This is a genomic window from Nostoc sp. FACHB-892 (genome assembly GCF_014698795.1).
Lineage (GTDB): Bacteria > Cyanobacteriota > Cyanobacteriia > Cyanobacteriales > Nostocaceae > Nostoc.
This window is the reverse complement of sequence record NZ_JACJTR010000039.1, coordinates 1-26,559: the sequence shown is the minus strand read 5'-3', so window position 1 is coordinate 26,559 and position 26,559 is coordinate 1. Positions and strand designations below refer to the sequence as shown.

19 protein-coding genes are annotated in these 26,559 nt (G+C 41.1%); 11 read left to right on the top strand and 8 right to left on the bottom strand.

The window, feature by feature from the left end; genetic code table 11:
- Positions 1 to 23: 23 nt before the first annotated feature.
- Positions 24 to 1,730 carry a MobV family relaxase gene (gene mobV, locus H6G96_RS31425; RefSeq protein ID WP_190916936.1) on the bottom strand — a complete coding sequence of 569 codons (1,707 nt, stop codon included), beginning with the start codon at positions 1,728 to 1,730 and terminating at the stop codon, positions 24 to 26.
- A gap of 1,077 nt (positions 1,731 to 2,807) precedes the next feature.
- Here mobV and H6G96_RS31420 point away from each other — a divergent pair.
- From H6G96_RS31420 to H6G96_RS31405, 4 genes are all read left to right on the top strand, one after another.
- Entirely contained in the window at positions 2,808 to 3,311 is a 504-nt protein-coding gene (locus H6G96_RS31420; RefSeq protein WP_190916934.1) for a hypothetical protein, read from the top strand.
- Positions 3,304 to 4,536: a ParM/StbA family protein gene (locus H6G96_RS31415; RefSeq protein ID WP_190916933.1), complete on the top strand. Its 1,233-nt coding sequence runs from the start codon at positions 3,304 to 3,306 to the stop codon at positions 4,534 to 4,536. The genes H6G96_RS31420 and H6G96_RS31415 overlap by 8 nt, the downstream gene beginning before the upstream one ends.
- 193 nt (positions 4,537 to 4,729) lie before the next feature.
- Positions 4,730 to 5,140: a hypothetical protein gene (locus H6G96_RS31410; protein WP_190916931.1), complete on the top strand. Its 411-nt coding sequence runs from the start codon at positions 4,730 to 4,732 to the stop codon at positions 5,138 to 5,140.
- Positions 5,141 to 5,338: 198 nt separating this feature from the next.
- The gene (locus tag H6G96_RS31405) at positions 5,339 to 5,713 is read left to right on the top strand and encodes a hypothetical protein (protein ID WP_190916929.1); all 375 of its coding nucleotides are present in this window, start codon (positions 5,339 to 5,341) and stop codon (positions 5,711 to 5,713) included.
- Between the two features lie 75 nt (positions 5,714 to 5,788).
- On the opposite strand, the gene H6G96_RS31400 is transcribed toward H6G96_RS31405, so the two are convergent.
- Positions 5,789 to 6,322 carry a hypothetical protein gene (locus tag H6G96_RS31400; protein ID WP_190916928.1) on the bottom strand — a complete coding sequence of 178 codons (534 nt, stop codon included), beginning with the start codon at positions 6,320 to 6,322 and terminating at the stop codon, positions 5,789 to 5,791.
- A 38-nt stretch (positions 6,323 to 6,360) separates the two neighbouring features.
- Between H6G96_RS31400 and H6G96_RS31395 the strand changes: the two genes are divergently transcribed.
- Positions 6,361 to 11,199, top strand: coding sequence for a hypothetical protein (locus tag H6G96_RS31395; RefSeq protein WP_190916926.1), 4,839 nt, complete (start codon positions 6,361 to 6,363; stop codon positions 11,197 to 11,199).
- 240 nt (positions 11,200 to 11,439) lie between these two features.
- Positions 11,440 to 11,643: a hypothetical protein gene (locus H6G96_RS31390; protein WP_190916924.1), complete on the top strand. Its 204-nt coding sequence runs from the start codon at positions 11,440 to 11,442 to the stop codon at positions 11,641 to 11,643.
- On the opposite strand, the gene fahA is transcribed toward H6G96_RS31390, so the two are convergent.
- Positions 11,616 to 12,935, bottom strand: coding sequence for a fumarylacetoacetase (fahA, locus tag H6G96_RS31385; RefSeq protein WP_190916922.1), 1,320 nt, complete (start codon positions 12,933 to 12,935; stop codon positions 11,616 to 11,618). The two genes, H6G96_RS31390 and fahA, sit on opposite strands and share 28 nt — an antisense overlap.
- Positions 12,932 to 13,819 carry a hypothetical protein gene (locus tag H6G96_RS31380; RefSeq protein ID WP_190916920.1) on the bottom strand — a complete coding sequence of 296 codons (888 nt, stop codon included), beginning with the start codon at positions 13,817 to 13,819 and terminating at the stop codon, positions 12,932 to 12,934. Before H6G96_RS31380 ends, fahA begins: the two co-directional genes overlap by 4 nt.
- Before the next feature lie 536 nt (positions 13,820 to 14,355).
- Between H6G96_RS31380 and hppD the strand changes: the two genes are divergently transcribed.
- The 3 genes from hppD (at position 14,356) to H6G96_RS31365 (ending at position 17,817) form a co-directional block, all read left to right on the top strand.
- Positions 14,356 to 15,444, top strand: coding sequence for a 4-hydroxyphenylpyruvate dioxygenase (gene hppD, locus H6G96_RS31375; RefSeq protein ID WP_190916918.1), 1,089 nt, complete (start codon positions 14,356 to 14,358; stop codon positions 15,442 to 15,444).
- Positions 15,445 to 15,499: 55 nt separating this feature from the next.
- The gene (locus H6G96_RS31370) at positions 15,500 to 16,657 is read left to right on the top strand and encodes a homogentisate 1,2-dioxygenase (protein ID WP_190916916.1); all 1,158 of its coding nucleotides are present in this window, start codon (positions 15,500 to 15,502) and stop codon (positions 16,655 to 16,657) included.
- Between the two features lie 143 nt (positions 16,658 to 16,800).
- A complete protein-coding gene (locus tag H6G96_RS31365; protein WP_190916914.1) occupies positions 16,801 to 17,817 on the top strand; it encodes a hypothetical protein in 1,017 nt (338 codons plus the stop codon).
- 86 nt (positions 17,818 to 17,903) lie between these two features.
- On the opposite strand, the gene H6G96_RS31360 is transcribed toward H6G96_RS31365, so the two are convergent.
- On the bottom strand, positions 17,904 to 19,094 hold the full coding sequence (locus tag H6G96_RS31360) for a thiolase family protein (protein WP_190916912.1): 1,191 nt from the start codon (positions 19,092 to 19,094) through the stop codon (positions 17,904 to 17,906).
- Positions 19,087 to 21,141: an AMP-binding protein gene (locus H6G96_RS31355; RefSeq protein WP_190916910.1), complete on the bottom strand. Its 2,055-nt coding sequence runs from the start codon at positions 21,139 to 21,141 to the stop codon at positions 19,087 to 19,089. Before H6G96_RS31355 ends, H6G96_RS31360 begins: the two co-directional genes overlap by 8 nt.
- Positions 21,142 to 22,085: 944 nt before the next feature.
- Between H6G96_RS31355 and H6G96_RS31350 the strand changes: the two genes are divergently transcribed.
- Positions 22,086 to 22,307 (top strand): hypothetical protein, encoded by a 222-nt coding sequence (locus H6G96_RS31350; RefSeq protein ID WP_190916908.1) that lies wholly within the window; start codon positions 22,086 to 22,088, stop codon positions 22,305 to 22,307.
- Between the two features lie 37 nt (positions 22,308 to 22,344).
- Here the strand turns inward: H6G96_RS31350 and H6G96_RS31345 are convergent, their stop codons facing one another.
- Both H6G96_RS31345 and H6G96_RS31340 read right to left on the bottom strand, forming a co-directional pair.
- Positions 22,345 to 23,067 (bottom strand): gamma-glutamyl-gamma-aminobutyrate hydrolase family protein, encoded by a 723-nt coding sequence (locus H6G96_RS31345; RefSeq protein WP_190916906.1) that lies wholly within the window; start codon positions 23,065 to 23,067, stop codon positions 22,345 to 22,347.
- A 349-nt stretch (positions 23,068 to 23,416) separates the two neighbouring features.
- Positions 23,417 to 24,865 (bottom strand): alpha/beta fold hydrolase, encoded by a 1,449-nt coding sequence (locus H6G96_RS31340; protein WP_190916903.1) that lies wholly within the window; start codon positions 24,863 to 24,865, stop codon positions 23,417 to 23,419.
- Positions 24,866 to 25,097: 232 nt separating this feature from the next.
- Here H6G96_RS31340 and H6G96_RS31335 point away from each other — a divergent pair, with 232 nt between their 5' ends.
- Positions 25,098 to 25,748, top strand: a complete 651-nt coding sequence (locus H6G96_RS31335; RefSeq protein ID WP_190916901.1) for a hypothetical protein — start codon at positions 25,098 to 25,100, stop codon at positions 25,746 to 25,748.
- The last annotated feature ends 811 nt before the right edge of the window (positions 25,749 to 26,559 follow it).

The following is a 26,559-nucleotide window of genomic DNA, read 5'->3' as shown; positions in this document are numbered from 1 at the left end:
AGAGTAGCTTGACTTTTTTGCAACTATAGCTCTAATTCCTCGTGTTTTTGTTGTGAATAACGTTGTTGCAATTGATGGGAGAAATTGATTAACTGCGTATTCCAATCCCGACTTTCGCACTTGAGTTGAGTCGAGTGTGGCAGTAGTTCTTTAACAGCCCGTGCCGCAGTTGATTGACTAAAAGCTACTTGTACACAAGGAACATTACGTAATCTTTCAACAGGTAAATTTGAAGTGTCATCTGCTGCCATGTAAACTGTTCTGTTTTCTGGTATTCCTTTAACCTGATATTCCAGCATGGCTACTGAAATGGTGTCAATGGGAGAGCAAGACAGTACGACAGTACTAGTTTGTTCGCTAGGCTTTTTCCCCAAAGTAAAGTAAAACCAGCTATCACGGCGAACTGTACCTAACTCATAACCAGAGAATTTATTGGTTGTACCTTCTAAGAAAGCCCCTTTGGTCTTTCCGTTGAGATCCCGCATCACAAAAACTACATTTGCTTTTGAGTCGGCATAAACTAGTCCCTGGTTATGTAACATTTGTACGCAATCAGAGGGTATGCCTCGTTTCTGAGTTAGGTAATGTTCAACGCCTGACCAGTTAGCTTTATCCTCAACAGGTGGAGCGAATTGGGGTACTGGTTGAGTTTGGATAATGTCAGCCGCAACTTTTTGAGCATGAGCGCTCGCTGCACGTTTTGCGCCGACTTCACCAAATCGCTCCCCGATCCATGCGATCGCTTGGGCTTGGTTGCATTGATTAACGTGTTTCACCAAATCAATTGCATCATTACCTTCAAAATGAGAACCGGGAGCAAGGTCGCTAAATTTAGAGCCATCTATATTAATGATGTGGTTTCCTCCAACCCATTCATTCCCTTTACGCCACAGTCCCAATTCCCAAGCAACATCATCCAAAGCTAAATCAGTTGACCATTCGGTAAGTTTTCTTATTGATTGATTATCTTGCTCCAATTGCTCTATCCGCCGCCGTAACTGTTCATTCTCAAGTGAGAGAGCTTTGGCTGTAGCTTCCATTTCCTGTTTACGTTGATTCGCCCTGTCTCGGTCAGCAGCTTTGGCCTTCAATTGCGGCGCACTTAGCTCATCAACTTCTAAGTCACGTCCTTCCTCCACAATGCGGTAAAAGTCCTTGATGTCCTGGTGCTGGGCTTTGCTTCCTCTAATCCCACGCTCCAACCCAATTAGCCGCATTGTCTGGTAGTACGAATCCTGAAATTCATGAATTTTCTGCCGTCCATCAAAGAAATGATTGCACCGTAACTGCTTATCATCATCCAAAGGCACAAAGTAAGCGTGAATATGGGGCGTGGCTTCATCTAAATGCAATTCGGCGCGGACAATGCGAGATCCATATTCATCCGCTAACCACTGATGAGTCGCTTCTAGCCATTCATCCAGCTTTTGGGGTTCATAGTAACCGGCTTGAGCGGGACAGTTGGGACGGAAATAACTGGGCGATGCACTCAACAGTAACTCCACGCAGTACACCGCATCAGTGCGAATCTTCCGCTTCTGCTCCGAGTCCCCTATCTTGGCTAAGACTAAATCCTCTAGTCGTTCCTCTGGGGCGAGGCTACCGATGAACCGAATATTTTTTTGAGTGGGATCTGCATTCGGGGTTTCTCTTTCTCGTGCAGTGTGAGATGCACTCCCTGATATGTTACCCCGCTTTAATTTTTTTAATCGCGCGATCGCGTATGCCATTTTTTCTTTACGCTAAAAATTGGAAATACAAGTTTTTGGGCTGACTGACTGAGAAACAAATATCACTCAAATTATTGCTGTTTTTTCTCGATTTTACGCCACTTTTTCAGCCAAATCGCTCAAAGGCGAAAATGGGCAAAAAACCGTAGTAAGTACGACTATCTTAAGCCGCCCTACAGCATTTCACAGGCAATTCTCCCGCTATCCCCAAGATTCCCTTAGTAGTATAGTCACTGTTGACACAATTTCAGCCTAAGTAGAGGACACTCGACTTTCTGTGATTTGGACTAAAAAACCACGCAATAGCAAGGCTTTCGGGCTGTTTACCTGTCAATAACTCTTGATTAATGAGAATTAATGGGCTGCTCACAGAATTTTTTGAGAATTACTCAGGAGTAAAATGGTTGACAACGGAATTTTTTGGCAATGGCTCGAAGTTAATCAGCGCTAAATTGTAATTTTTAGTAGTGTTTCGTAGCACAAACAGAAAAAAACTGTTCTTTTTGAAGTACAAAAACAATACTTTTGTAGTACGTATTCTCAATAATTTCAAGCCTATTGAGAATACAAGAAACTGGACAAATCGCCTCAAAGCTTTTTGGAGTAAGTGTTAGAGGGCAATTTTTCAAAAAAGTGATGTGCAAAATAGCAGACATTTTGTACCTGATTGTCAACATTTGATGACAGCTATAGCAGTTAAAGGCGTGTATAAGCGATGCAGAATAGCAGACATTTTGTATATAAATAGGGGTTTTATGTGCAAAATGTCTGCTATTTGTAACTGTGATTAGTAATACATTTTGACCACGTAAAAGCAAATTAAACCCCGGTAAATTAGTAGGGATTTAAAAAATGAGGGACTAAGTGAAGGATTAGAAGAAAAAATGCGGTGTTATATGTGCATCCATTATTAAGTAAATCCTTTATTTAGGCAGACAACATAAATTTCAGAAGCAAAAATATTAAATTTAGTTAAGTTAGGCAGTATCAAAATAAAAATAAAAAAACTGGGCGATAAAAATTAGTGTAATAATTTTAAGAAAGCGCGTTACGCTAATCAGAATTTTAGTCAAAAAAATGAATGATTCTAGATATAGAGTAGTGTCATTTAGAAGACCGAGTGACAGTGCAGATGCAGAAGTAATTGATTACTTGAGGTCAAAGCCTTTAAATTTGAAGGAAGATTATTCGGAAACAATTACATCGACACTAAAAAAACACTGGCTACCTCTAGCCTTGTTTTCTTCGGGGCTGAGAGGAGAAGAATTAAGACAGATTGGCATTTGGGCAATTAGTCAACTAGAAGCACAAATTAGTATGATTCGGAGAACTTGTGGGATAGCACCAGATCCGCTAGTGGTGACATCAAATATATCAATGCAAGCATCAAACATAGTGGCATCAGATAGTCTATCCGTCTTAGGGCTTACTTCGGGAAATGGACAAATAAGTTCTACTGATGAGGAAGATGAGGAAGATGACGATGACAATGAATTTCTTTCCTCGCAAAACTATCAAGAGATGACCGACATTAAGCGGATGTTTGGCTGGGACAAACAAAACGGGGGTAAAGATGAATAAAAAGAATAATTCTAAAGACTACACAAAAGTTGTGGTGACGATTGATTTAGGGACAAGTTCTCAGAAGGGGATAGCACAGATTTATCCAGATGGGGTTCCAATAGTTTTAGCAATGGAACCAGAAATAGCGGATTTAGGGGTAGAGTCAATAGAATATTTGTCAAATCAACTCGTACAAGATACGACGGTGTGGATAGGAATTGGGTCAGAATACTATGTCCTGGGAGCATTAGCCAGAAGTATGTTTGCGGGGACATCAGCTATTAGAGATTTGAAGTATCAATATGCCTTACCAAAAGTAGCAGCTATATTATGGTTGGCAATTCGCCGGCTGGGAGTGAAAAACCCAGATATAGAACTATATGTACATTTGTTGCTGCCAGTGGGAGAAGCGTCGGATGGGCAAACGCTCAGAGCAAAACTAGCACAGAACTTAAAAACAGGAATAATCACGCCAACAGGAAGGTTAAAAGCAAAATTGCGTAGCTTTGATGTCAGTCCAGAAGGGGCGGGTATCATGGCATATCGCAGTCGCAACGTCAACATAAACTATTTCCAAAAGAGTATAGGAATGCTGATGTTAGGCTATCGTAATGCCAGTTTTATTTTGTCGCACAAGGGGAATGCAATAAAAGCTGAATCTACAGATTTAGGGATGAATTGGGTGGTGCATCAGTTTGTAGAACGTACTGCCGTAGGTTTATCAAAAGATGACTTACGCCTAATTTCAGCCTTAGCCGAAACCACGAATAACAATTTTGATGCACTGCGGTTTCTATCGCGCAAAACCAAAATCGAAGAAATCAATGCTGATGTAGAGTTGTTTTGTCGGATTTTACCGATAGTTCGCAAAGAGTACTGCCGTGCTTTATGGCGCTGGTTGAGAAATATTGCCCAAATGGATGAAATCTTAGTTTGTGGTGGGACAGCATCCTTTGTACGCCAAGAGCTAACCGAACATTTTGATGGTGAAGGCATCCCCATTTGTTGGAATGGCGGAATGGAACTACCTAAATATTTAGACACAATGGGATTAGGTGATAGGATAGGCGATGCTTGGGCATCCCATATTAGCCATATCAAGTTTTTGGATCATGAATTTAGCTATGACCGCCAAGACAAACCCCTAGTTCCTGATTATTATGTTCAACCATTCAAGAGTTCTAAACCAGACATGGAGATTTGGCAAAGGAACGGTTATATCACTACAAGTCTTGGGATTTAGATTAGTTTGCATTTGTACGACAACTATTGTTACTAATGCTGTCTGATGTTAGACAGAATGTCTGTCTAACATCGCCAAAGCCAATAAATGTAAGGGTTTGGCTTTGAATGGTGTTTCCCTCCGCTTAATCAACAATTACTCAAAATGGTTGGGTCAAACAATAAACGCGAACAATTAACCTTAGTCAATTAATATGTCAGAGACGACACAATTACGAGTACAAGAATTAGCCCACTTCGCCCAAGAGCAAGATTTCAATCAGCAATATCGTCAGTATTTTGGCGATGTCTGGGAAGAAGTTGGAGTTAGAGATATCTCCAAAATGACCATCCAAGATGCCGAGCAAACCTTGAAGGTACTAGCTGATAGCGAAGCATCTCCCCAATTCATCAAATCTCTACTAGCACAAGCAGCAATTGATGGTGCTACACCGCAGGTTTTGGAGTATTTCTTGAGTAGTGACATTGACTCAGATGGGCGGACTCTGGCACAAGAATTATTTCAGGATGGAACGAACCCATTGCAGCCAGATACACCCCAGCCACCACCCAAGGCACAGGTTTTATCTCTATCTCAAACTGAAGATTTGGACTGGGAAATATAGCATATATTCTCAAACTTTACTAGCAACCTGAGCTTTGATTTTTTCAGTACTCAAGTTGCTAGTCCTTTTTTGAAAGCATATTTAAACTTCTTAAGTTAGGTATGAGTTCCATTTTTCAAAAAGCACACTAGGGTGTAATTGAATTATCGATTACACCTGTTCCCTCAACTAACTCCTAAATCAAGTGAGGCCATAATTATGACTTTATTAGGTATTAATAGACCTTTAGATACAACTCAGGCAAAACTGTGGGATAAGCGCGATTTGTCTACAAGCGATCGCCGCCGGGAGCATCTAGAAATTCTTCTGTGCCAGAAAGTACAGATAGGTGAAGACCCTACCTTGTGTAAACAAGTGTTGAATTATTTGTATTTCTCGGCATTTCAACAGAATCTGAATCGCATTACTGTACAAAAAGAGAAAGAAAAGTCGGTTTTTGCATCCCTACAGCAAGTGATTATTACGTCTTTTGCTATTTTAGGTATGTTTGCGTTCCTTGCCGCCGCTTCCAACAAGTCAGTTGTGCGCTCGTCTGGGGTAATCCCTCCAGCTATAGAACGGCAAGCCAATTGACAAGGTATGAGCATAAAAAGCTGAAAGTAGCACGATGACAAAACTTTCAGCTTTCCAAAATCTTAAACATCTAGCTTAAAACCAGGAAGTATCTTTATCGAACGGAAGTGTACTGGGTTCTTCGTTGTTCCTTAAGTCTACCTCCATCTGCTTGACGCGTTGTGTATATGTTCGGTTTGAAGCACGTAGTCTATTCATTTCTTGCTCACCAAAATTAATCCCCATTTCTGCTTTCCGAGCCGACACTCGATTATAGTTTTCTACATCCAGTATCTTGCGCCGTTCCATTTCTCCTAGCCATTCGGATCTAATACCTTTTTTTAGTTCAGATTCGATATATTCTGGCTTGAGAGTACCATCACTGTTGAACTGCTGCTGCTCTGTAGGGGTGAAGAAATCGTAGGCAGTATAAACAGGCCAAGGCTCTGGATCTGTTTCATCTAGTCGTTTCCATTCATCGTAGTTATTTTTAAGTCGAAGGGCATAACTATTGATTGCTGCGTCATTCATACCTTCAGATAACATTTGTTGTCTAGCTTCATTCTTTAAAGTTCCGTCTGCGTTAAATTCTTTCCCATGCATATTTAACCAGCGTTTAATTCTTGACATATTGGACTCCTAAAAATTTTCAATGATTAAACAAGATTATGTCTTTGCAATTTCAACACTTTGACCCCAGGCTAAATCAATGGATTCACACTGATGGAGATAATCAGAATCCCCAATCAATTTTAACTGAGAAATTAGATAATACTCTATTAGAATTTTACTTTCCAGATCAACAGTTTTCTTTCGGACATATAGATGAATATAGTACGCCAGAAGATTTAAGAAATCACCCAAATGGGCATACGCTGTTATTATCTTCTAAAACCCGATTATTGTACGGGTCGCCAGAATGCTTGGAAGTAATTGAAAAGTTATGTCCTGATAGAAAAGATAGAGGTGCTTACGGTTCAATCTTTCTAGGGGGGTGTAAAAATTCGATACATGAAGAACTAAACATTTTGATTGTAGATGACTCTACTGAAGCACAAGGTGAAAATGGAGGAATTATTAACAAAGAAAATGCTTTTAAATTGGTAGGTGATTGCTACGGTCAAATCTCTACCCAGCTATATGATAAATTAACTAAAAGGGAAGAGCAGCAAGATAAAAGTTATCGTGTAATTCAGCATCGATTTGGGTGGACAGAAACTGATGGAGAAGATACTAAATATCGATTCGGTAAAGGAACATTAAGACCTTACAGTTTTGATAAAATAAAATATGCTGATACTAATAACGAACCCAAAATTGACTTAATTCTTCCCCGATCTAGCTTCAAAGGTACAGACAAAGATCATCCCGATAAACCGACTAAACCCCAAATTAAACCGGGATTATACAAACAAAAAATCTGGTTAGGCGAAAAATCCCAATCAGAGCGAGGTAAAACTGCTATATCTCAATTATTAGCATCATTTCCTCAAGGTATTAAGGATTTTGCTGAAGAACTAGAGGTACAAGCCCAAAAGCTAGCAGAAGCTCAAGATGACCCTAGAATTGTTGCACAACTGTACTGTGAAAACTACGAAAAGCGAAAGGAATTTTCAGAAGAGCAAAAAAAATCTTTAGAACAAGAAATTATTGAATCAGTTAAAGCTGATACTTTAGGTAAACAAGTAGAGAATAATTCTGGTGAAGACTTAGAGCTAAACGATGAATCAGATGAATCTCAGAAAGATGATATGTTCATGTACAAACTCGTCAAAGCTGATTTACTTGGACATCAACAATTATTAGAAACCGAAAAAGTAAAACAAGAGCTAAGTCGATTTGTGCAAGGTCAGTGGCGTGATATTGCGGTTGGCAAGACATTAACTTTTGACCGAGGAATGATTATCCCTTCCAAAGAACTCAAAAATGGCGAAATTTGCGCGACTTGGATAGATAAAAATGAAAAAGTATTAAATTTCCGTTCTCCCTTTCTTAATTCTAACGGTCTGTGTGTTTCTAATAACAAATATGTTGAAGACCGCCTAGCTCCAGATGGTACAGACTTACAAGGAATTATTGTAGTCAATGATGAAGATCACAAACGCATACTTGCTCGGATTGAAGCGCTAGAAGCTCAAGGTATTCAACACAACGAAGTTAATCCCCTCGAAACCGAATCACAACGTCAAGCGCGTGATTTCGACGGTGACTGTATTGGCGTAGCACTTGCACTTCAATATCCAAACTTCACAGCCGAAGCCGAGTACAGAAACCAGCCTGAAAATGCTTATCGGCCTACTGTTAAAGAAAAGAAACAATCATTTTATTTGGAAGATGGAAGCCAGCCCCCATTTGAAAAAATCGCTATCCACATGAGCGATAGTATCAGCGTGGGCATAATCAACAATCAAGTGACAGCATTGGAAGCATTAGAATCGGAAATTGAGGTACTTAAAACTTACGGTAACTTAGAACAACAGTCAACTTATTTAGACCAAGTATCTAAGCGCTATCAAAGTTTATTTGAACAGGAACATGGCGAAAATCCCAAACCAATTAGAGCAGAGTACAAACCTTTCATGCAATCTGTTGTAGCTCTAGCAAAGAATCCTAACAGAACGCCAGATATTATTCAGCAGGCGATGGATGTTAACCGTCTGATGTACCGAGAAATGATTGGTGAGGGATGTTATCAAAACCAAATAGCGGTTGATTTATTCAAGAGTGCTAAAAAACCTGAGATGGATAAAATCCGGGAAAACAGCCGCTACTTGTATCGTGATGTTAATTATATTAAAGATAAAAAATCTTCGTTAGCTTATTTAAGCACGGGGATAACACCAAAGGGCTACTCACCAGTAGAATTATTAATTAGCCAAACCAATAAATATTTCCAAGAATCACAGTTAGAATCGCGTCCCATAGTCCAGTTTAAAGACTTATTCAAAGGAGTAGAATTTACACCACAGCAGAAATTTGCAGCGATCGCCGCCAAGTACGAGTTTGATCTGAAGTTCAACGCTGCGGTACGTATGGAGCGACGGCGGGAAACCGAGAAAGGGCCATCAGCAATCATCCAAACTCCACAGTCTTGCCAACTCGAAATTACCAATCTCACCCATTACGAACATCCTCTGATTTGGAAAGCCCAAACGTTGAACATTCGCCTAGACGAAATACCAGAGAAATGGCGAACTAAAGAACGCCCCCATCGTTTATTAGCAGTTGCACAAATTAATGGTGAGATAGGAAATGATGGGAAACCCGCCTATCGCAACCTGGGGACAATTAGCCAACAATCTGTGACTGACCACAACCTCAAGGCGGGGATGACCATGCAGGGAGCTAAACTCCTAGAACTAAAACCAGAACTTACTAGAAGCCAAACTAAATTACTTTTCGACAAGTCACAAGAAGCGGCTCTCGCATTTTACGCTTCTATCCCAGAGTCAGAAAAACTTGCTCTATCCGCCGCCGCTTGGAACATCTGTGCATCTCGCCAAGATGAACTCGAAGTTGCAAGAAAAGAAAACGCAAACCCCCAAGCGATGTCTAGCGACAAGCCGCTCCGCGTCTACGCTAAAAAAGTTTCTAACTTTGCCTTTGCTGCTTTCCCCAATGAAATTATCTCCCGCCTGGAGCAACTGCAATTTACCGAACCAAAGTTAGTCACACTGAATAATGAAGCGAATCAATTTTTGGGTAGAAAGTGGAACCCAGACGAAAAGCACCCGATAGAAATTAGAGCTAGTCACCACCCAGTTGGGCATGAGCGCCATGTTTCCAGGCTAATGTTTGCCCAGGATAGTGACGGCGAATATAAAGAATTCGCCATGCTCGAAACCAGGGCTGGAATGTTACCAATTGGTACAAAGGCTCAAGCTAATTTCATTGGGGTAGAACCTGCTACTGCCAAAGCAACTATTGGGCTACCAGGAAACGAACCGGTTGAAATTACTATCCGTGAACTCAAGAACTTCTCTTACGCAGGACTTGTTTTTAACGCCGAACCCGTAAACTTAGAATTTGGCACTGTGCCGGTGACTGACAAAACAGTAAAAATCAGACTTGATGGCAAAACCCTGGGTGAGTTAGATAGTGATTCTGCCCAACAGTTAAAAGAAATTAATTATCTTAAAAATGGTAATCCCCTAAAATTAAAGCTCACGTCAATCTCTGAGACAGGAGATCAAGCTTTTGTGCTGGGTGAGTCTCCCAATGGAAATTTCCTCAAAATTAATAAAATTAACTTCTATGATTTTTCTGGTCAGACATTCAATGATCAAGATTACCGAAAACTGACTATCGAAACCTCAGCTTCTAAAACTAGAGATGCTGTATTTTTGAATGGTGAACCCTTGGGGGTATTGCACTTCAAAAAAGACAAAGACGCGCTCAGACAACTTGGATTGCTCAAAACCGGAAAACTTACACTCGCGCCTGCAATCGTTGAAAGTAATTTTTCTGTTATTTGCGCTCAAATTGACCCTAATACCGTTGAATATCCCCAGAAGTGGACGAAGGAATTTCAGGCTTTTGGGACTCAATCAATTAACGCTCAACAACTGTATATGATTGATAGTAGCGCGAAAATTCTACATCATATTAAAGAACGTCCTACTTTCTTATTTTCGACAGAATCAAACAAAAAACTTGGAATCATGGGCTTGGCTGTTGACAACCAGAAAGCTGATACTGTGACTAAATGGTTAACTGCTCAAAAAGTTGAATGTCAACAAGTAGCAATAGAAGACGTTATCAGGGAAACTCAAAAAGGTCTAGCCGTATTTAACTTGGTTGATAGCTCTATACCTGCCAAAACTTTGTCGAGCATGACCAAGAAATTCGGGGCAATTATTGAAACGGATAGTGACTATCAACAAAGAGTTAATTCCCTCGCCACACGACCGCAGTTTTTGAAACCACCAGAGCAAACAGCGCAATCTCCGCCTAACCAATCTATAACTCCATTGCTCTCCACTACTTCTTCTATACCAGACATTAGTAATAATGTGAAAACCGAACCTTTAGGTGTAGAGAAATACCCGACAGTTACTATTGATGACTTGAGAAATTGGTACAATGCCGCAGATAAGTTAGGTAAGTCGGAGAATTACAAAAAACGCATTGTAAAAGTTGCAAATGGGTTTAAAGCTGGTGAGCAATTATCAGCCCAAGCGTTGACAGTAATGAATAAAGATACATTTGAGCTTGAAGCCATCAGTCGGCTGACTCAAATTGCTCAAAGGATTGGCATGGTTTGGGGTAAGTCTAATGAAAATGGCACTCAATTTCTTGGAAAGATTTATGACTTGGCTTTCAATACCCAGCAGAGAGATTTAACTATTTCGCAGAAAAATGGAGAGGTAATTTTAAACTTGCAATCTGGAAAGGTGGTGACTAATAAAGTAACTCCACAGATATTGCAAACTTTTGAGGGCGCGAATAGTGAGATAGATAAAATCTTAGCGAAAAATAAAAGTCAAGAATTAGAAATACACCCATAAATTAACTTATACCGTTTCACGCACAAAACCTTTGAGGAATACTGCCGCGTTCGCCCTTGGCGTTGGCGAAGTCATCGCTTTGGTCACAGCCGTCGCCAATCTTATCTTTTCAGGACTTACGCACAGGTAACGGAAAATCGAACCGCAGAGGACGTAGAGGGCACGGAGAAATAAGAGTTTCAGAGAGTTCTTGCGTAAGTCCTACTTTTAATGGATGCGGCTGTTGTTTTCAATAATTTGATGGAAAGATGCGATCAATTTGATCGCATTTTGCCGACAGCAGAGAGGCAAGTTCGACCGATGACAAAGCTGGAACCCTTGCAACAGCAAAAAGTGCGTCCCAAACCGCTCTCGGTTGTCCCTGGTATTAGCCCTAAAGTAGATTTATCTAACAAAATTGCATTTCTTCCCTTTGCTCATTCGGCAGCAAGAACTATGCCTTGACACTCTCCGAACCCGACTCTGGCATAGTTTTCTTTCTCACAGTATCCGCGAATAATAACTTCGTCTGCATCAGCCAGGAAAGTTCGGATCTCACCCGTTGCTAGTTTAATAGGCTGAGAACCACGCCGAGTAATTTCTAGCAGAGATCCTTGAGAACCTGATTCAGTACCAGAAACTGTTCCACTAGCTAGTAAATCTCCAGTGCGGAGATTACAACCATTACTAGTGTGGTGAGCAATCATTTGAGCTATTGTCCAGTACATTTCTTTAAAGGAAGCATGGCTCATAGAAGATGGCTTTATCCCTTGCTCGCGCATCTGTGCCGAATTAAGTAGCACTTCCAGTATCAGATTTATTCCACCCACTCTGGTATTAATTGAGTCAGACAGATAAGGTAGGGGCAAGGGATCTTCCTGGGAACGTTCAAAAGCAGGACAACGGAAAGGTGCCAGAGCTTCCAAAGTTACTACCCAAGGAGAAATCGTCGTAGCAAAGCTCTTGCTGAGGAAAGGCCCCAAGGGCTGGTACTCCCAAGCTTGGATATCCCGCGCTGACCAGTCATTGACTAAGCAAAGACCAAAAACGTGTGACTCTGCGGTGTCAATAGATATGGGGTGTCCTAGTTGATTGCCAGCACCAATCAGAAAGCCGACCTCCACCTCATAGTCTAGAGACACAGAAGCACCGAAATGAGGGACAGTATCTTCAGGAGCTTTCCGCTGACCTTGGGGGCGGTTGATAGAGGTTCCACTGGGTACAATGGAGGAGGCTCGTCCGTGGTAGGCGATAGGAACGTATTTATAGTTAGGGAGTAAGGGGTTGTCAGGACGGAATAGCTTTCCAACGTTGGTGGCGTGAAAAATAGAAGCGTAAAAATCAGTATAATCGCCAATGTCCGCAGGTAATAAAAGTTCGGCTTCCACCATCGGCACCAGCAGTTTTGCCTCTGACGAAGGCTTTTGTTCATTCCAGCGCAGCAATTCGCTCAGACGAGTACGCAACGCTGATGAAGCCCAACTTCCTAAAGCCATCAAGGGATTTAAGTTAGCAGATGTGCAAGCTGCTTGCAACTGCTCGGGCAGTTCTTGGAGCAATCTTGAGTGGTAACATGATGTCAAATCTAGAATTTGGTCGCCGATCGCTACTCCAATTCGTGAGCTTCGGATACCATTACGATGTCGAAACACGCCAAAAGGTAAGTTCTGAATGGGGAAATCAGTATCTTTTTGATTGGCAGATTCCACCCAACTGTGCAAACTTGGATCGTGAGTTTGATCGATTAAATGGCTCATAACAGTTTCAGATTCTTGAGTAATTCTATCGGTTCTTGAAATGAGCAAGAACCAAAACAACGAAAGAAACTTTGCCGAGCCTTTTGTAGCTCCCAGATATCCAGTCGGCGATTTTTCCAAACGATGCTATCTGCTGAGACTTGGAAACTTTCGACAGTAGACTCTTGAAGAACTACTAGGGCTTCTTGTGCAGTTATCTTCTGGCAATAAACTAGTGCCGCTAAGACTGCTACATTCAGAAAGCCATGCATCATCGCATTAGGGCTGTTTGGCTCGTATGTTAAGGGATACTTTCCTGGTAGGGGATGATGCAGTCCAGCAGTTGCTTTAAAACCAACTTGAGCTTCGGCACAAGCAAAAATAAACCGATAAAGTTGAGAAATAGTGGGAAACGCCTCGGTACTCAAGCCACCAGTGCGAATTTTAGCCGATATACCGGGGCGTTGCAGTAAAGTTAAATATGCTTTCAAGTCCTCACTATAAGGAATTTCAAAAAACGCCTCAATATCAGCAGGAAGATAAGGAAATACTTTATCAATTTCACTGAGGGAAAGCGGCGGAAATTCTAGGGAGGCGATCGCTATTTTATGATTGTCATTTAGAGCTTGAATTTTGGCGATCGCCGACTCCACTTCTTGAGAGATGATTATACTGAGCCGCCAGTGTTTAGTTTTACTCGCTTCTATAGGCAACTTGAAAAGTAGTTGTTCAAACTCATTTATCCGCGACACTGGGAGTACAAAGTTACCTAACATCCAGTGGTAGCAAGTATTCTGATAGCAAGCATAATTGGCGATCGCCTCTTCCATAGTGAGTTTTGCTGGTGGGAACAGTCCAGCATAGTCAACAATTGATGAGAACAGCGTTTTTATCGATGCCAGCATTGGAGATAATCTCCTGACTAAAATAAGCTGTTATGCACCTAAGAGAGCAGTTTAGATCGCAGGGGGGCAGAGGAGCAGAGGGGCAGAGGAGAGATTTTAGGTTATTTATTCACAATTTCAATAGTGCAGTTTGTAGGCACAATAGCTTAATGCTAACTCAGAATTAATCGATGTTAATCTAGAACAGATGCAATCAATCTATTACCTATTATCTATTCCCTATTGCCTACCTCCATAAGCAGTTTGTAAATCAGAATTGCTATATTAAATATAACTTTAATTGTTCTGGTTAATTTTTAGTTACATACTTATAAATTTTCCTGTTGACATATCTATACTTAAAATAGGTGAAAAATTAATTTACGTAAAAGCGCATTAGACAAGTACTGCAAAGCAGAAATCGCAGGATAGGCGCAAAAATACGAAGATGTCTGCAATATTTTTGTATTGCATAATTAGACTGTCTTGATATTACTCTTTTACTTTTAGTTCTTCCCTCCTATTAATAACTGTAGTTCCCGAAAGGAGGAATTACCGTGAATAATTTTTTTCCGATTCAACGATTTGACCACCTTGAATTCTATGTAGGTAACGCCAGACAAGCAGCACTGTTTTACTCCCAAGCTTTCGGATTTACCAATACAGCTTACCGGGGTTTAGAAACGGGCGATCGCAAAACGGCTTCCTATGTCATGGAGCAAGGAGAAATTCGCTTTGTGTTAAGTAGTGGCTTGAATCCAAATCATCCCATCTGCAAAAGTGTACTTCAGCACGGCGATAGTATAGCCGTTGTTGCCTTGGAAGTTCCCAATGCGGCCAGTGCCTACCAGGAGTCAACCGCGCGGGGTGCAGTGGGAGCAATTCCCCCCACAGAAGAAAAAGACGAATATGGAATAATTCACTACGCAGCTATTCACATCTATGGCGATATTTTGCTCAAGTTTGTCGAGCGCAGTCATTACACTGGAGTTTTTGCACCTAATTTTCAGCCTAAAGACTCAGCTAAGGGGAAGGGAGTCGGTCTAACCAACATTGATCATGTAGTTGGTAATGTCGAACTGGGTGGTATGGAGCGATGGGCTAAATTCTTCGCTGATACTATGGGTTTCGAGTTATTAGTACACTTTGACGATCAAACTATTTCCACAGAGTACTCTGCCTTGATGTCCAAAGTGATGCAAGACAGTACGGGTAAAATCAAATTGCCGATCAATGAGCCAGCCCAAGGCAAACGGAAGTCTCAAATTGAAGAATATTTAGAATATAATCAGGGTCTTGGAATTCAACACGTCGCCTGTGCAAGCAGCAACATTATCGAGACGGTTTCCCTACTTAGAGCATCAGGGGTTGAGTTTCTCAAAGTTCCTCCAAACTACTACGAGAACATAGAACAGCGGGTAGGGAAAATTGAAGAGCCTCTAGATAAACTAGCAGAACTAGGAATCCTAGTAGATCGCGATCGCGATGGTTATTTGTTACAAATTTTCACTCAGCCTGTAGAGGATCGACCAACACTGTTCTTTGAGGTAATTGAGCGACATGGCTGCCAAGGCTTTGGTGAGGGAAATTTCAAAGCTTTGTTTGAAGCAATTGAGCGCGAGCAAGCGCGGCGAGGGAATCTTTAGATGATGCCGTTTTCAAGAAGGAGCTACGGTAAACCCAAACAAGCGGGGTAAAACCATGACCTATTACTATAAATTAGGAAATATTCCTCATAAACGCCACACTCAATTTCACCAAACCGATGGTTCTTTATATCACGAAGAACTGATGGGAACTCGTGGCTTTTCGGGTATTCAATCCCTGCTTTACCACTTGCATCCACCCACTCAAATCCAGAAAATTTTGCTGGAGAGCAAAAGAGATATATCTTATGAAGAATCCGTTCCCCTAAGCCACCGTCATTTGCGTACAGCAATTCTAGCTGCTCAAGGCGATGCAATAGCATCTAGGATTCCTTTATTAGCCAATGCAGATGTTTGTATTTCCGTAGCTTTGCCGACAGCACCTATGCAGTACTGGTATCGTTTTGCACATGGTGATGAGGTAATTTTCATTCACGAAGGCAGCGGTTTACTAGAAAGTCAGTATGGAATAATCCGTTATAGGTCAGGGGATTATCTGGTCATTCCGACCGGGGTTGTTTGGCGCATTTTACCTGATGAAAAAGTAGAGCAGCGAATGCTTGTAATTGAAGCATACGGGCATATCGAGCCACCCAAACGCTATCTCAATCAGTACGGTCAATTCCTCGAACACGCACCTTATTGCGAGCGGGATATTCGTCCGCCATCAGCACTGATTACTTACGATGAAGAAGGAGAGTTTGAGGTATTACTCAAAGCTCGCGGTGGGTTTAGCCGTTACTTATACAACCATCATCCTCTGGATGTAGTTGGCTGGGATGGGCATCTTTGGCCATTTGCATTCAATATTGAGGACTTTGAGCCAATTACAGGCAAAATACACCAGCCACCACCCGTGCATCAAACCTTTGATGGCCCTGGATTTGTCTTGTGTTCCTTTGTACCGCGAATGTTTGACTATCATCCCCAGGCAATTCCAGCCCCATACAATCACTCTAATGTCGATTCCGATGAGGTTCTCTACTACGTTGAGGGGAAATTTATGTCTCGCAAAGGAATTGAGCGAGGCTCGATTACCTTACATCCGAGTGGCATTCCTCATGGCCCACACCCAGGGATGTACGAAGGGTCGATTGGCAAAGAAGGAACTAACGAACTTGCTGTGATGATTGATACTTTTCGACCATTGAGACTGACGACGAATGCTATTGCTTTGGAAGACAAAAATTATGTTTACAGTTGGCTTGGGTAAGACTGGAAGAGAAGCAAAGTCTTTTGTCCCGATTTTAGCTGCAAACTAGCTACTCCCTGGCAATTGTCTACAAAAAGTGTATATGTCTTCCTAGTCTCCAGTCTTTATTTCCTATTTTTTATTTTCCAGCTAGGAGTAATATTATGATCGCTCAAGCAGCTCCAAAAAAGCCAACTCATCTCACCATTTCTTCGCGGATTCAAGAGCGTTTGCGCCAAGGCACGCTAACTCAAAAGCAGGTAGACGGCTTTCAAGAGTTTCTCAAAGATGTTGAGCGCAAATTATTGCACCATCGCATTATCAGAAATAATGCCTATACTAAGTGGTTTCAAAAAGGCACAGCTACAGATGTAGAACTGCGGCATTTTATTCAGCAATTCTCAGTTTTCTCCAACCAGTTCCTAGTTGCAGCTTTGTTGAAAGTTATCAATTCTCCCACTCTCCAGCAGTCGCGGGCTAGTCGGGAGATATTGCTCAACGAACTGGGAGTTATCTATCGCCACATCAAACAAATCCCTAACCCCATTGGGGAGATCCATAAAAATAAATCCCCAGCCTTATTAAAACGAGTAACCAACTACGCCCACAATCAACCTACAAAGGCTGGGGATTTATTTACTGGTAAGTGCCTTGCACTCACTGAGGAAGCAAAGGATAAAGAAGGAGATCCTGAATTAGTCAGCACTGATGGCACTGTAGATGGTGGTATTTGCCGTTTCCAAGCAGCTCATTTTGAATGGCTGCTGGGGGTGGCTCAGGGTCTAGGGCTAGATTTTGCAGAAATCGGCAAGCGCAAGCACGGCAGACCTAAAACCTTGCACTTCTGCGATGAATTGATTCACCTCTACGGTAGCGACGATCAGCAGATTGCTCAGGGTGCTAGTTTTGCCGTCGAACACTGGGCGGCGGCTGGTTTCTGGCAGGAATTGGAAGATGGTTTCATGCGTATTAAACAGATGCGTCATCCGCACTTACGTTTGGCATTCTTCACCTGGCATAACCGCGTCGAGGCGCAGCACGCTGCACACACCCTTGAGGAATTAGAGGAGGTTTATTTCAATCCCAACTTTGATCAAGCCAAATTCTTTGAAGGAGGATGGCAGATTCTAGAAGCGATCACCGTTTTTTGGGATGGTTTGTATAGCGACTTACTACAATGAGGACAATAAGAGGGGGCAAAGGTAAAAGGGAAAGGGTTTTTTCTTCTCCCTTTCCCCTTACCCTTTTCCCGACTTCTGCAAGAAGTCTAAAGCCGTTTGATTGCAATTGCAGTGCCTCCACCAGTGCCGTGGCATAGAGCAGCTATGCCCACGGTTTTATTGTGTTCTTTTAAAGCATTGAGCAATGTGACAACAAGCCGCGTTCCAGAGGCACCGATGGGATGCCCTAGAGCGATCGCACCGCCGTTAACATTTAACTTGTCCTTGGGAACGCTCAATAACTGACTAAAAAGCAAGTTGCTCAGGGCAAAAGCTTCATTATTCTCGAACAAGTCAATATCAGCTCCCGTCATGCCGAGCTTTTCTAACAACTGTTTAACTGCCCAAACTGGTGCCTCTAGGAAGCGCCAAGTCTCACCACTGGCCCAAGTTGCACCTAACACCTCTGCCATCGGCTGCAATTGATAACTTTCCACTGCTGAGTGACTGGCTAAAATCACAGCCGCAGCTCCATCTGATATCTGACTACTGTTTCCTGCTGTCAATACACCATTTGGATGAAAAACAGAATGTAGTTTAGCAAGGCCAAAGCAGGTAGTATCAGAACGAATTCCTTCATCTGTATCTACTAATTGCTTGTCGTGCTTGGTTTTCACTGTAATTGGGACAATCTCTTTGCCAAAACTACCTCGCTGCATTGCCGCAGCAGCTTTTTGATGAGAATAAAATGCTACCTCATCTAATTCCTGACGGCAGAATCCGTAGATTACGGCAATGCGTTCTGCCTGTTCTCCCATCGTTTCCCCTGTGGTAGTGTCAGTCAAACCATCACAGAGTAGTACGTCTGTTAATGACTCTGGCGCACCCAAGAAGAATTTATAACCCCACCTCGCTCTGTGGGATAGTAAAAAGCCCGTCTGAGACATTGATTCCATACCTCCAGCGAGAACTATATCTGCGTCCCCAACTCGGATAGTATTAGTTGCGTTGATCAAGCTCATCATGCCTGAAGAGCAGACCATATCTACAGCATACCCATTCACTGTTTCTGGAATTCCTGCCTTGAGCGCGGCTTGGCGGGGCAATAATTGTCCATGTCCGGCTCGAAGGACGTTACCCATAATATATAAGTCTAAAGCTGCTGCCGGAATTCCAGTTTGGGCGATCGCTGCTTGCATGACACAGACCCCCAAATCTATGGGGGATAAACTCGCTAGTACACCACCAAATTTACCAAGGGGCGTGCGGATTGCTGAGACAATATAGACTTTACGCATAGGACTTGGTAGGTTGGGGTAAAGTAGCTTGATATTGGTCGCGCAACACACGGCGCATAACTTTGTTAGAAGCAGTACGAGGTAAGCGATCGACAATGACAATATCGTGAATCTTAAATAGAGGATTGAGACGCTGGTTGATTGCTTTTTGCAAGGATGTGGCGATCGCGGCTTTATCCTCCTGGACATCGGGTTTGACCACCACATAGAGAACTAATTGACTCGGCCCTCCTGATAAAGAGGAAACAGCAATAGCGGCAGTTTCCGATATTCCTGACTCGGCATTTAGAACTTGTTCAATTTCAGTAGAGCTAACTTTGATGCCGCTTAGATTCATACTATCGTCAACGCGACCGTGAGCGCGGTAGTAGCAGTAAGGCAACCGTTGTATCTGGTCGCCATGACGGCGCAGAGGTACTAGATGCGGGATTTGGGGGACATTCGCAAAATATATCTGGTGGTGGTCTGCGTTTAACAACTCCGTGGAGAGTCCAATCGACGGAGGGATAATAAATGCCTCGCCTTTGTTAGTCGGATTACCGTCTGAGTCGAGAATAATTATGTCTAGCCCCAAGGCTGGTGTAGTAAAAGTTGAGGGAGTCGATGGTTGTACTAAAGTGCCAGTTATATAGGCTCCTCCAATTTCTGTACCGCCGCAATATTCGATAACTGGTTTGTATCCAGCTAGGGACATGAGGTAGAACATATCTTCAGGATTGGAACACTCACCTGTCGAGCTAAAAGCTTTAATAGCACTCCAGTCTAGACCTTGCATACAACCAGTTGTTTTCCAACTATTGACTAGACTCGGTACTACACCAAGTATATTTACGCCAGCATCCTGTATAAACTGACCATATTCTCGTTCTGTAGGTTTTCCATAATAAAGAGCGATCGTCGCCTGATTAATTAAACTAGCGTAAATCAGCCATGGCCCCATCATCCATCCTAAATTTGTATGCCATGCCACTACATCGCCTGGCTGGATGTCCTGGTGCAGATGCCCATCAGCAGCACATTTGATTGGGGTGGTTTGCGTCCAGGGAATGACTTTGGGTTCTCCAGTGGTGCCAGAGGAAAATAAGATATTAGTGTAAGCCCCAGCATGTGTAGGGAAAGCATCAAATTGCTCGTTGGAACTGAGAAACTCCTTCCAAGTTAAATCACCAGGACGCAGTTCAACAGATGAACCTAATACAATCGCAATAGGCGCATTGGCGTTAACCACTTTGTTGTAAAGGGGCAACTGCTTACCGCTACGCAAAATATAGTCTTGGGTAAAGATTGCTTTAGCGTTAGACAGGTACAATCGCCTAGCAATTTCGGCGGCGCTAAAACTATCAGGAATAGAAACTACAATGCCACCAGCTTTGACAATCCCTAAGTAAATTGCTACAGATTCGGCTGTCATCGGCATAGTAATTGCAATGGCATCGGCTCTTTTAAAGCCAGCATCCACAAGCCCATTTGCAACTCGGTTGGTCAAGGCGTAGAGTTCACCATAACTGAGAGTAAAAATTGAACCTGCTTCTGGCTGGAAGATAATGGCAGGGATATCTGGGGATGTTTGAAAACAACTTTCAACAATATTAAATTGAGCGCCTACCAACCATTGCGGCGACTCAACACTGTCTGCCAAGTCAACAATTTGGGTATATTTCTCTCGCCAGCGAATACCCAAACGTTGAATAATTATGTCCCAAAATTTAGCGTAATGTTGTGTTGACCAAGCGTGGAGTTCTGCATAAGAATCCAGTTTTAGCTCCTTCATCAACACAGCGATATTAGCCGCCTGCATCTGCTCATGAGAAGGAAACCAAGCAGGAGGAAACCCTTGACTTTTGTCCCAGTCGGAGAAGCTGGTTTTGTAAAGGAGTTCGTGTAGTGCAAAAGGATGACTAGGCTTAAGGATGCATTGAGTTAGACACTGCCAGCAATCAGCAGGTAGACAAGCAAGGCACTGATTAACCTGCGGCAGTATTGTAGTGGCAATATTAGTTTCTACACCACAAGCAAGGACTTGTTCAAGTAATAGTTGCTTTATCATAGCCATCTCCCTCTGTTGAAAATTCTATTCTTGGCTAACAGTTTCCAAACCCTGATATGCACGCAAATTCAAAAAGTTTAGCAGAGAAGAGCGTCGCCTGCTTTGCATTAGGTACATACAATTCAACTTAGCCAAAGCGTTTTATGGAGCAAAAATCGGCTTTTACGATTCCTTCTTATTCAGAGCAATTGTTGATAACTAAAAATAATTTTTTTGAAGAACACCCACTTTTTATTGATATAATGAGAAAACTTAACTAGTTTTAATAGCTTTCAATTTTGTCTGTCAACTGAAAAGTTATATTAAGATTAAAAAAGAAAGTTTAAAATTTAATTTTTTAATTCTTTATAACTCCAGATTATTTTGGTATTTATAACTAAACTATCTATAAAAGATGCAAATTAACTTATATCCTTAGAGATAAATTGCTCCAAAAGAAAACTATCAAAGGTAATAATTTATAGATATTTAAAAATTTTTTGACATAGCTTGAAATATTAGCACTTGTCAAATGCGCTCGCTCTGGGGTCAAGTCCTGGGCTATGGTACAGGTCAAGAGGAGAGGCTCACGCCGATTAAGTTAAAATTACCTTTAGTCCGTCTAGCTTGTTTTACTCATCTGAGATTTTTGCTATAAATCAAAGCTGATTTTACTTGACAGGAAATGCTTCCTTCAACAGTGAAATAGAGCCATCAGCAATAAACCGTACACCAATGGCTAGGATAAAAAAAACCAAAATACTTGATTTAAGGCTCCTACCCATTTTTTCCTAACTTTTTAATTAATGGCTCTCCTAAGACAAGACATAGGTAAAGGCCAATTCCGATAAAAAAATTCCCACTAAAGATTTTAGATACTCTAAGCTAATCGGCACTAAAGTTGCATAATAATTGAACAGTAAAAGCCTGACATAGCTGTATTAATCGAGAGCAGCCCACCAGCTATGAAGTCTCTAACCGGGCACCTACAAGATACTTTACCCTTTGCTTACCGGACTCGTGGTGGTGGGTTGGCTGTTTTTAGTCGCTTTTGGTTGGTAAATCCTCCAGGAAAGACACTAAGTGCAGGAACGATTTTAACTACATCTGTAAAAACTGGTACTAAAAATATCACTTTAATATCTAATTTAGATGAGTTAAGCGTTTCTTCAATGGATCAGCACTAAATTATTTAATAATGCTTTAATTTCTCAGTTAGCTTTGTTAGGTATGTGCAGCCTGAACGAAAGCTTGAAAAATTTTTTGATTACTAGAATCGGAAATTGAAAGCTCAGGATGCCATTGCACGCCAATTGCCCAAGGATGATGTTCATGCTCCATAGCTTCAATCACCCCATCATCTAAAGCATGACCAACAATCCGCCAAGAAGATGGTACTTTATCTACTGCTTGATGATGCCAAGAAACTACAGATATATGAGAATTTTGTACATATTTAGCTAAACGGCTTTCTATATCTATCGTGACAAGATGTTCTGTCGGTAAGCGTCGTCCAGGTTCAGGCTCTAGACGATGTAGTGTAGATGTGCCGTAGACATCTGGAATGTGAGAAATTAGACTACCCCCACAGGTGACAATAAGAATTTGTAAACCCCTACAAATACCAAATATTGGCAAATGACGTTCAAGAGCAAACTTGGCAAGCTGCAATTCAAAAGCATCACGTTCAGCATCCATAGAATAAATAGTAGGATGAGCAAAACCGTTGTAACAAGCAGGGTCAATATCTCCACCACCAGAGAGAATTAATCCATCCAAGGAGTCAAGAACTGAGTCAGGGTCAATTTCTCCTGGTGGTAATAATATGGGAATGCCACCTGAAGCACGGACTGCATCTATATATTCGCTTGGCAGAGAAAATGGTAATGCTGCAAGGCGACCGTAAGTTGTAATGCCAATCAATGGTTTTCGAGGTTTTCTACTCATCTTGATGCTATATCAGTATTTCGCTGTCAGCACGAACTAGACATACTAGACTGCTCACCCCAGTAGTAAGTTTCTTCAGTTCTTCAGTTGTCATCAATTCTGCATCAAATAGTTAAAGCAGAGAATATTCAAGCAAAAATAGAAAAATGAAAAAATTAATGGCTCTCCCAGAGTAGGTATGATAAATTAATAATAAAAACAGACTATAATGATTACTATAGAAGGATTCTAGCAATTCAAAATCGAATGTTTAATAAAAATATACTTTTTTTGTCTGAATTACTTGCTATGTAATGATTCAAGCTGGTATTAAGTATTAATTTTACATAGCTAGTCTAGGAGAGCCAAATTAATTTGATAATGGAAAAGCAGATGCTAATACCCAACCAAAAAATAAAGTACTACCAATAGCATAACTCCAAGGATTATTCAACAACCCAGAACAAAATGAAAAAATCGCCATAAATACAGGAAATAGTGGCAGTAAAAGGTAAATAAAACTTAGTTGTGGCAGAAAATAAAGCACTAGAATAAAACCAGCAATTAAGACTGTGCTTTGCCCTAGCCACCACAAAGTTCGCTGACCAAAACTCAGATTTTGCTGTGCCATTCCAGAAGCTAAAAACCAAGGGAAACAAGCAACTGCTAAAAGAGGAAAAATTTGCAAACGTGGCCCAACTAACCACCACTGTAACCATACTACCTGTGCCATAGCCCCGAAACCAATCGACAATATGATAAATAAGGTTATGCCAATTACCAAAGCTCTGGCTGATGGCAGTTGTAATGGTGTCATGAAAATCAGCCAACTTAAACCTGCTACCCCAAACCAAGTACTAACTGCTCCACCAACTAATATTCCACCCAAGGCATGAATATCGCCTACTTGATTGATTGACATGAGTGTACCAGTAGCGACAAAAGGTGCTATTAATAAACCAATCCAGCTTTTTAACTGTCCTGTTTTGTGAGTAATAGAAGAATCAGCCAAAACAGGGGCGATGGCTGCAAGTAGAGTTAACCATGCCAACAAGTGCAAAAAATACCACAGCATTCGGTAATCAACATAGTTACTCTGGTTGTTTATTCCAAAGGTGCTATTAAGCCAATCTCTAGCAGCCTGATGACTCAAATGACGAAACAAAATTGTAATATGTTCGGCATTGGGGATAATAACGAACTTTCTTGCAATACCTTGAGCAAAATTGTCATTTTCTCCACTACCAGCCTGTAGTAACCGCTTTGCATTGGCAACAAATCTATTTTCCCAACTTCCCGCTTGTAATAAGAGGTTTCGAGGTACATTTGCTGTAATTGACGCGCCTGTAGGTGAGATTGCTACAGTTGCAGCATAGCGCTCAACCTGATTGATAGCAGCAGACATTACAGCACCACTACCCATTGAGTGTCCTAATGTGGCCAAACGTGATTTATCTACCTCTGGTTGCTCTACAAGTACTGTATATGCAAGATTTAAATTCTGCTGAAGTGAGTTTTTTTCTAGTGGTTTGGTGTTAGCAGCATGGCTATCAAAATCCCACAGGATGGTAGCATAACCTGCATGAGCCAAAGTGTAAGCATAACCAAGCATTAATTGTTTAGAGCCTGCATAACCATGTGCAATTAAAACACCAGGAAGATTTCGAGCATTCTTTGGCGCGACATATAATAATGGCATCTGTTGACGTTCCATCTGGCGTACTACAAGAGAAGTCTGCACCAATCGCACACCCCACCATGAAAAAGCAATTAACACTAATGCAATAACTGCGAAGATTAAACGTAAGCTTTTTTTCATAAATGTTCTGTTGTCACTTTCTCTTATAAATTTTGTGCAGCTTGACTAAAAAATTTTCTAATAATTTTTCTGGCATAAGTTTGCTCTCTGCTATTAAAAGCTATACTTCTGATCCCGCAGTCCTTACAGCTTTTCTTAGTCCCATTCCTTCAAGAAAGTAAAACCTTTTTGCGGATTGAGATAATTCCTGTATTGAAAGTATACTTTTTGGTGCTAAACCTCAAAAACACACATGCAAAAATTATCCATCGCTATTACCAAAGTAGCCTTTATTGCTTTGGGAATCATATCCGTACAACCAGTTCAAGCTGCCCTAATAGACTTTAACTTTTCTACTAGAAATGGTGCAACAGGAACATTTACCTTGAATACAGACACCCCTCCATCTCCTGAACCTGCTATATTTCGACCTAATGTTACGGGAGTTGCATACCTTGGTGCTGTTTCTAACTTTTCTATCTCAGCGCCCTATGTCAATTTAAGTAACGTCACTACTGACTTTGATGTTGTTCCATCTGTTACTTCTGATTTGATTGGTTTTCCAAAGAATTTGGGAGTTCTTAGCGGCGTTAGTTATCCACCTGGATGCATAACTTCTTCTAGCCTTACGTGTCTATTTGATATTGCCCTATTCTACTCAGGGAATCAAACAGAACTTCCCATACTTTCAGATAATCCGCTTTCTTATTCTAGAGGTGTTGGTATTGACTTCTTTAATCCGACAACGAATGAGTTACTTATCCGTGACAATATTGCCAACTTTAAAGTTGTCTCTAAGCAAGTTCCTGAGTCGAACTCTGGTTTAAGTATTTTAGCTAGTGCTATTGGAATTGTAGGTTTACTAATAAAACGTAATTTAGATACGAAACGCTATGCCCAATAAATTAAAACTTTCCATTAAATATTTTTTGAAATGAGGTACAATTAAGTGTTCAATCAATCAAACCAAAATTATGCAAGAGTTAAAAGCAATTTAGGCAATTAATACGTCGGAAATAATTTGGGCACGGATGTAACATTTAAAAACTGGTCACTTTGTTGACCTATACTGCCGTTTAGAGCGACAGATTATTTGACTGTAACGATAAATTAAAAATTAAGTTCTTCTTGCTTGTAAGCTTGACTGTAAAGAAGCATAATTTTTATAGTTGTTGGCATGAAGTTGTATAAATATGTAGGAATATACAATGCAGAAGTATTTATATTTGTGACAAACAATCTGTCGCTCTGGTCAAATAATTCGTCGCTCTATAGCTATCCTAAGAATGGGTTTAATTTTAATTAAACTGCAAAAAATTCTTCAAAAAAGGGATAAAACTTATTCGCTAATAACTCAAATTTTTCTCCAATACAATCAGGGCGAGCTATTTTATAACCTCTGCCATTGTACCAATCAGGATTCATCGCCGGAGAATAACATAGATAAGCCGTGCCCTCTTTGTAGTACCCAGATATAGTCAAGATATTTATTTTAGGTAAATAATTTACTTTAAAATTTCCGACCACAGGGTAAGCGCATATAAAATCGTAGCTAAAGATACAGAATATTTAACCAAGAGATGGAGAAAGAATCAAATTTGAGTATTAAATATGTTAAGTAGTACGCTAATAAGTAAAGCGTCTATTTTAGATCAGGGTCAGTACTATGGCATCGGGTTTCAACTCTTCTAAGAATCCACCTGCTCTCAAATCAA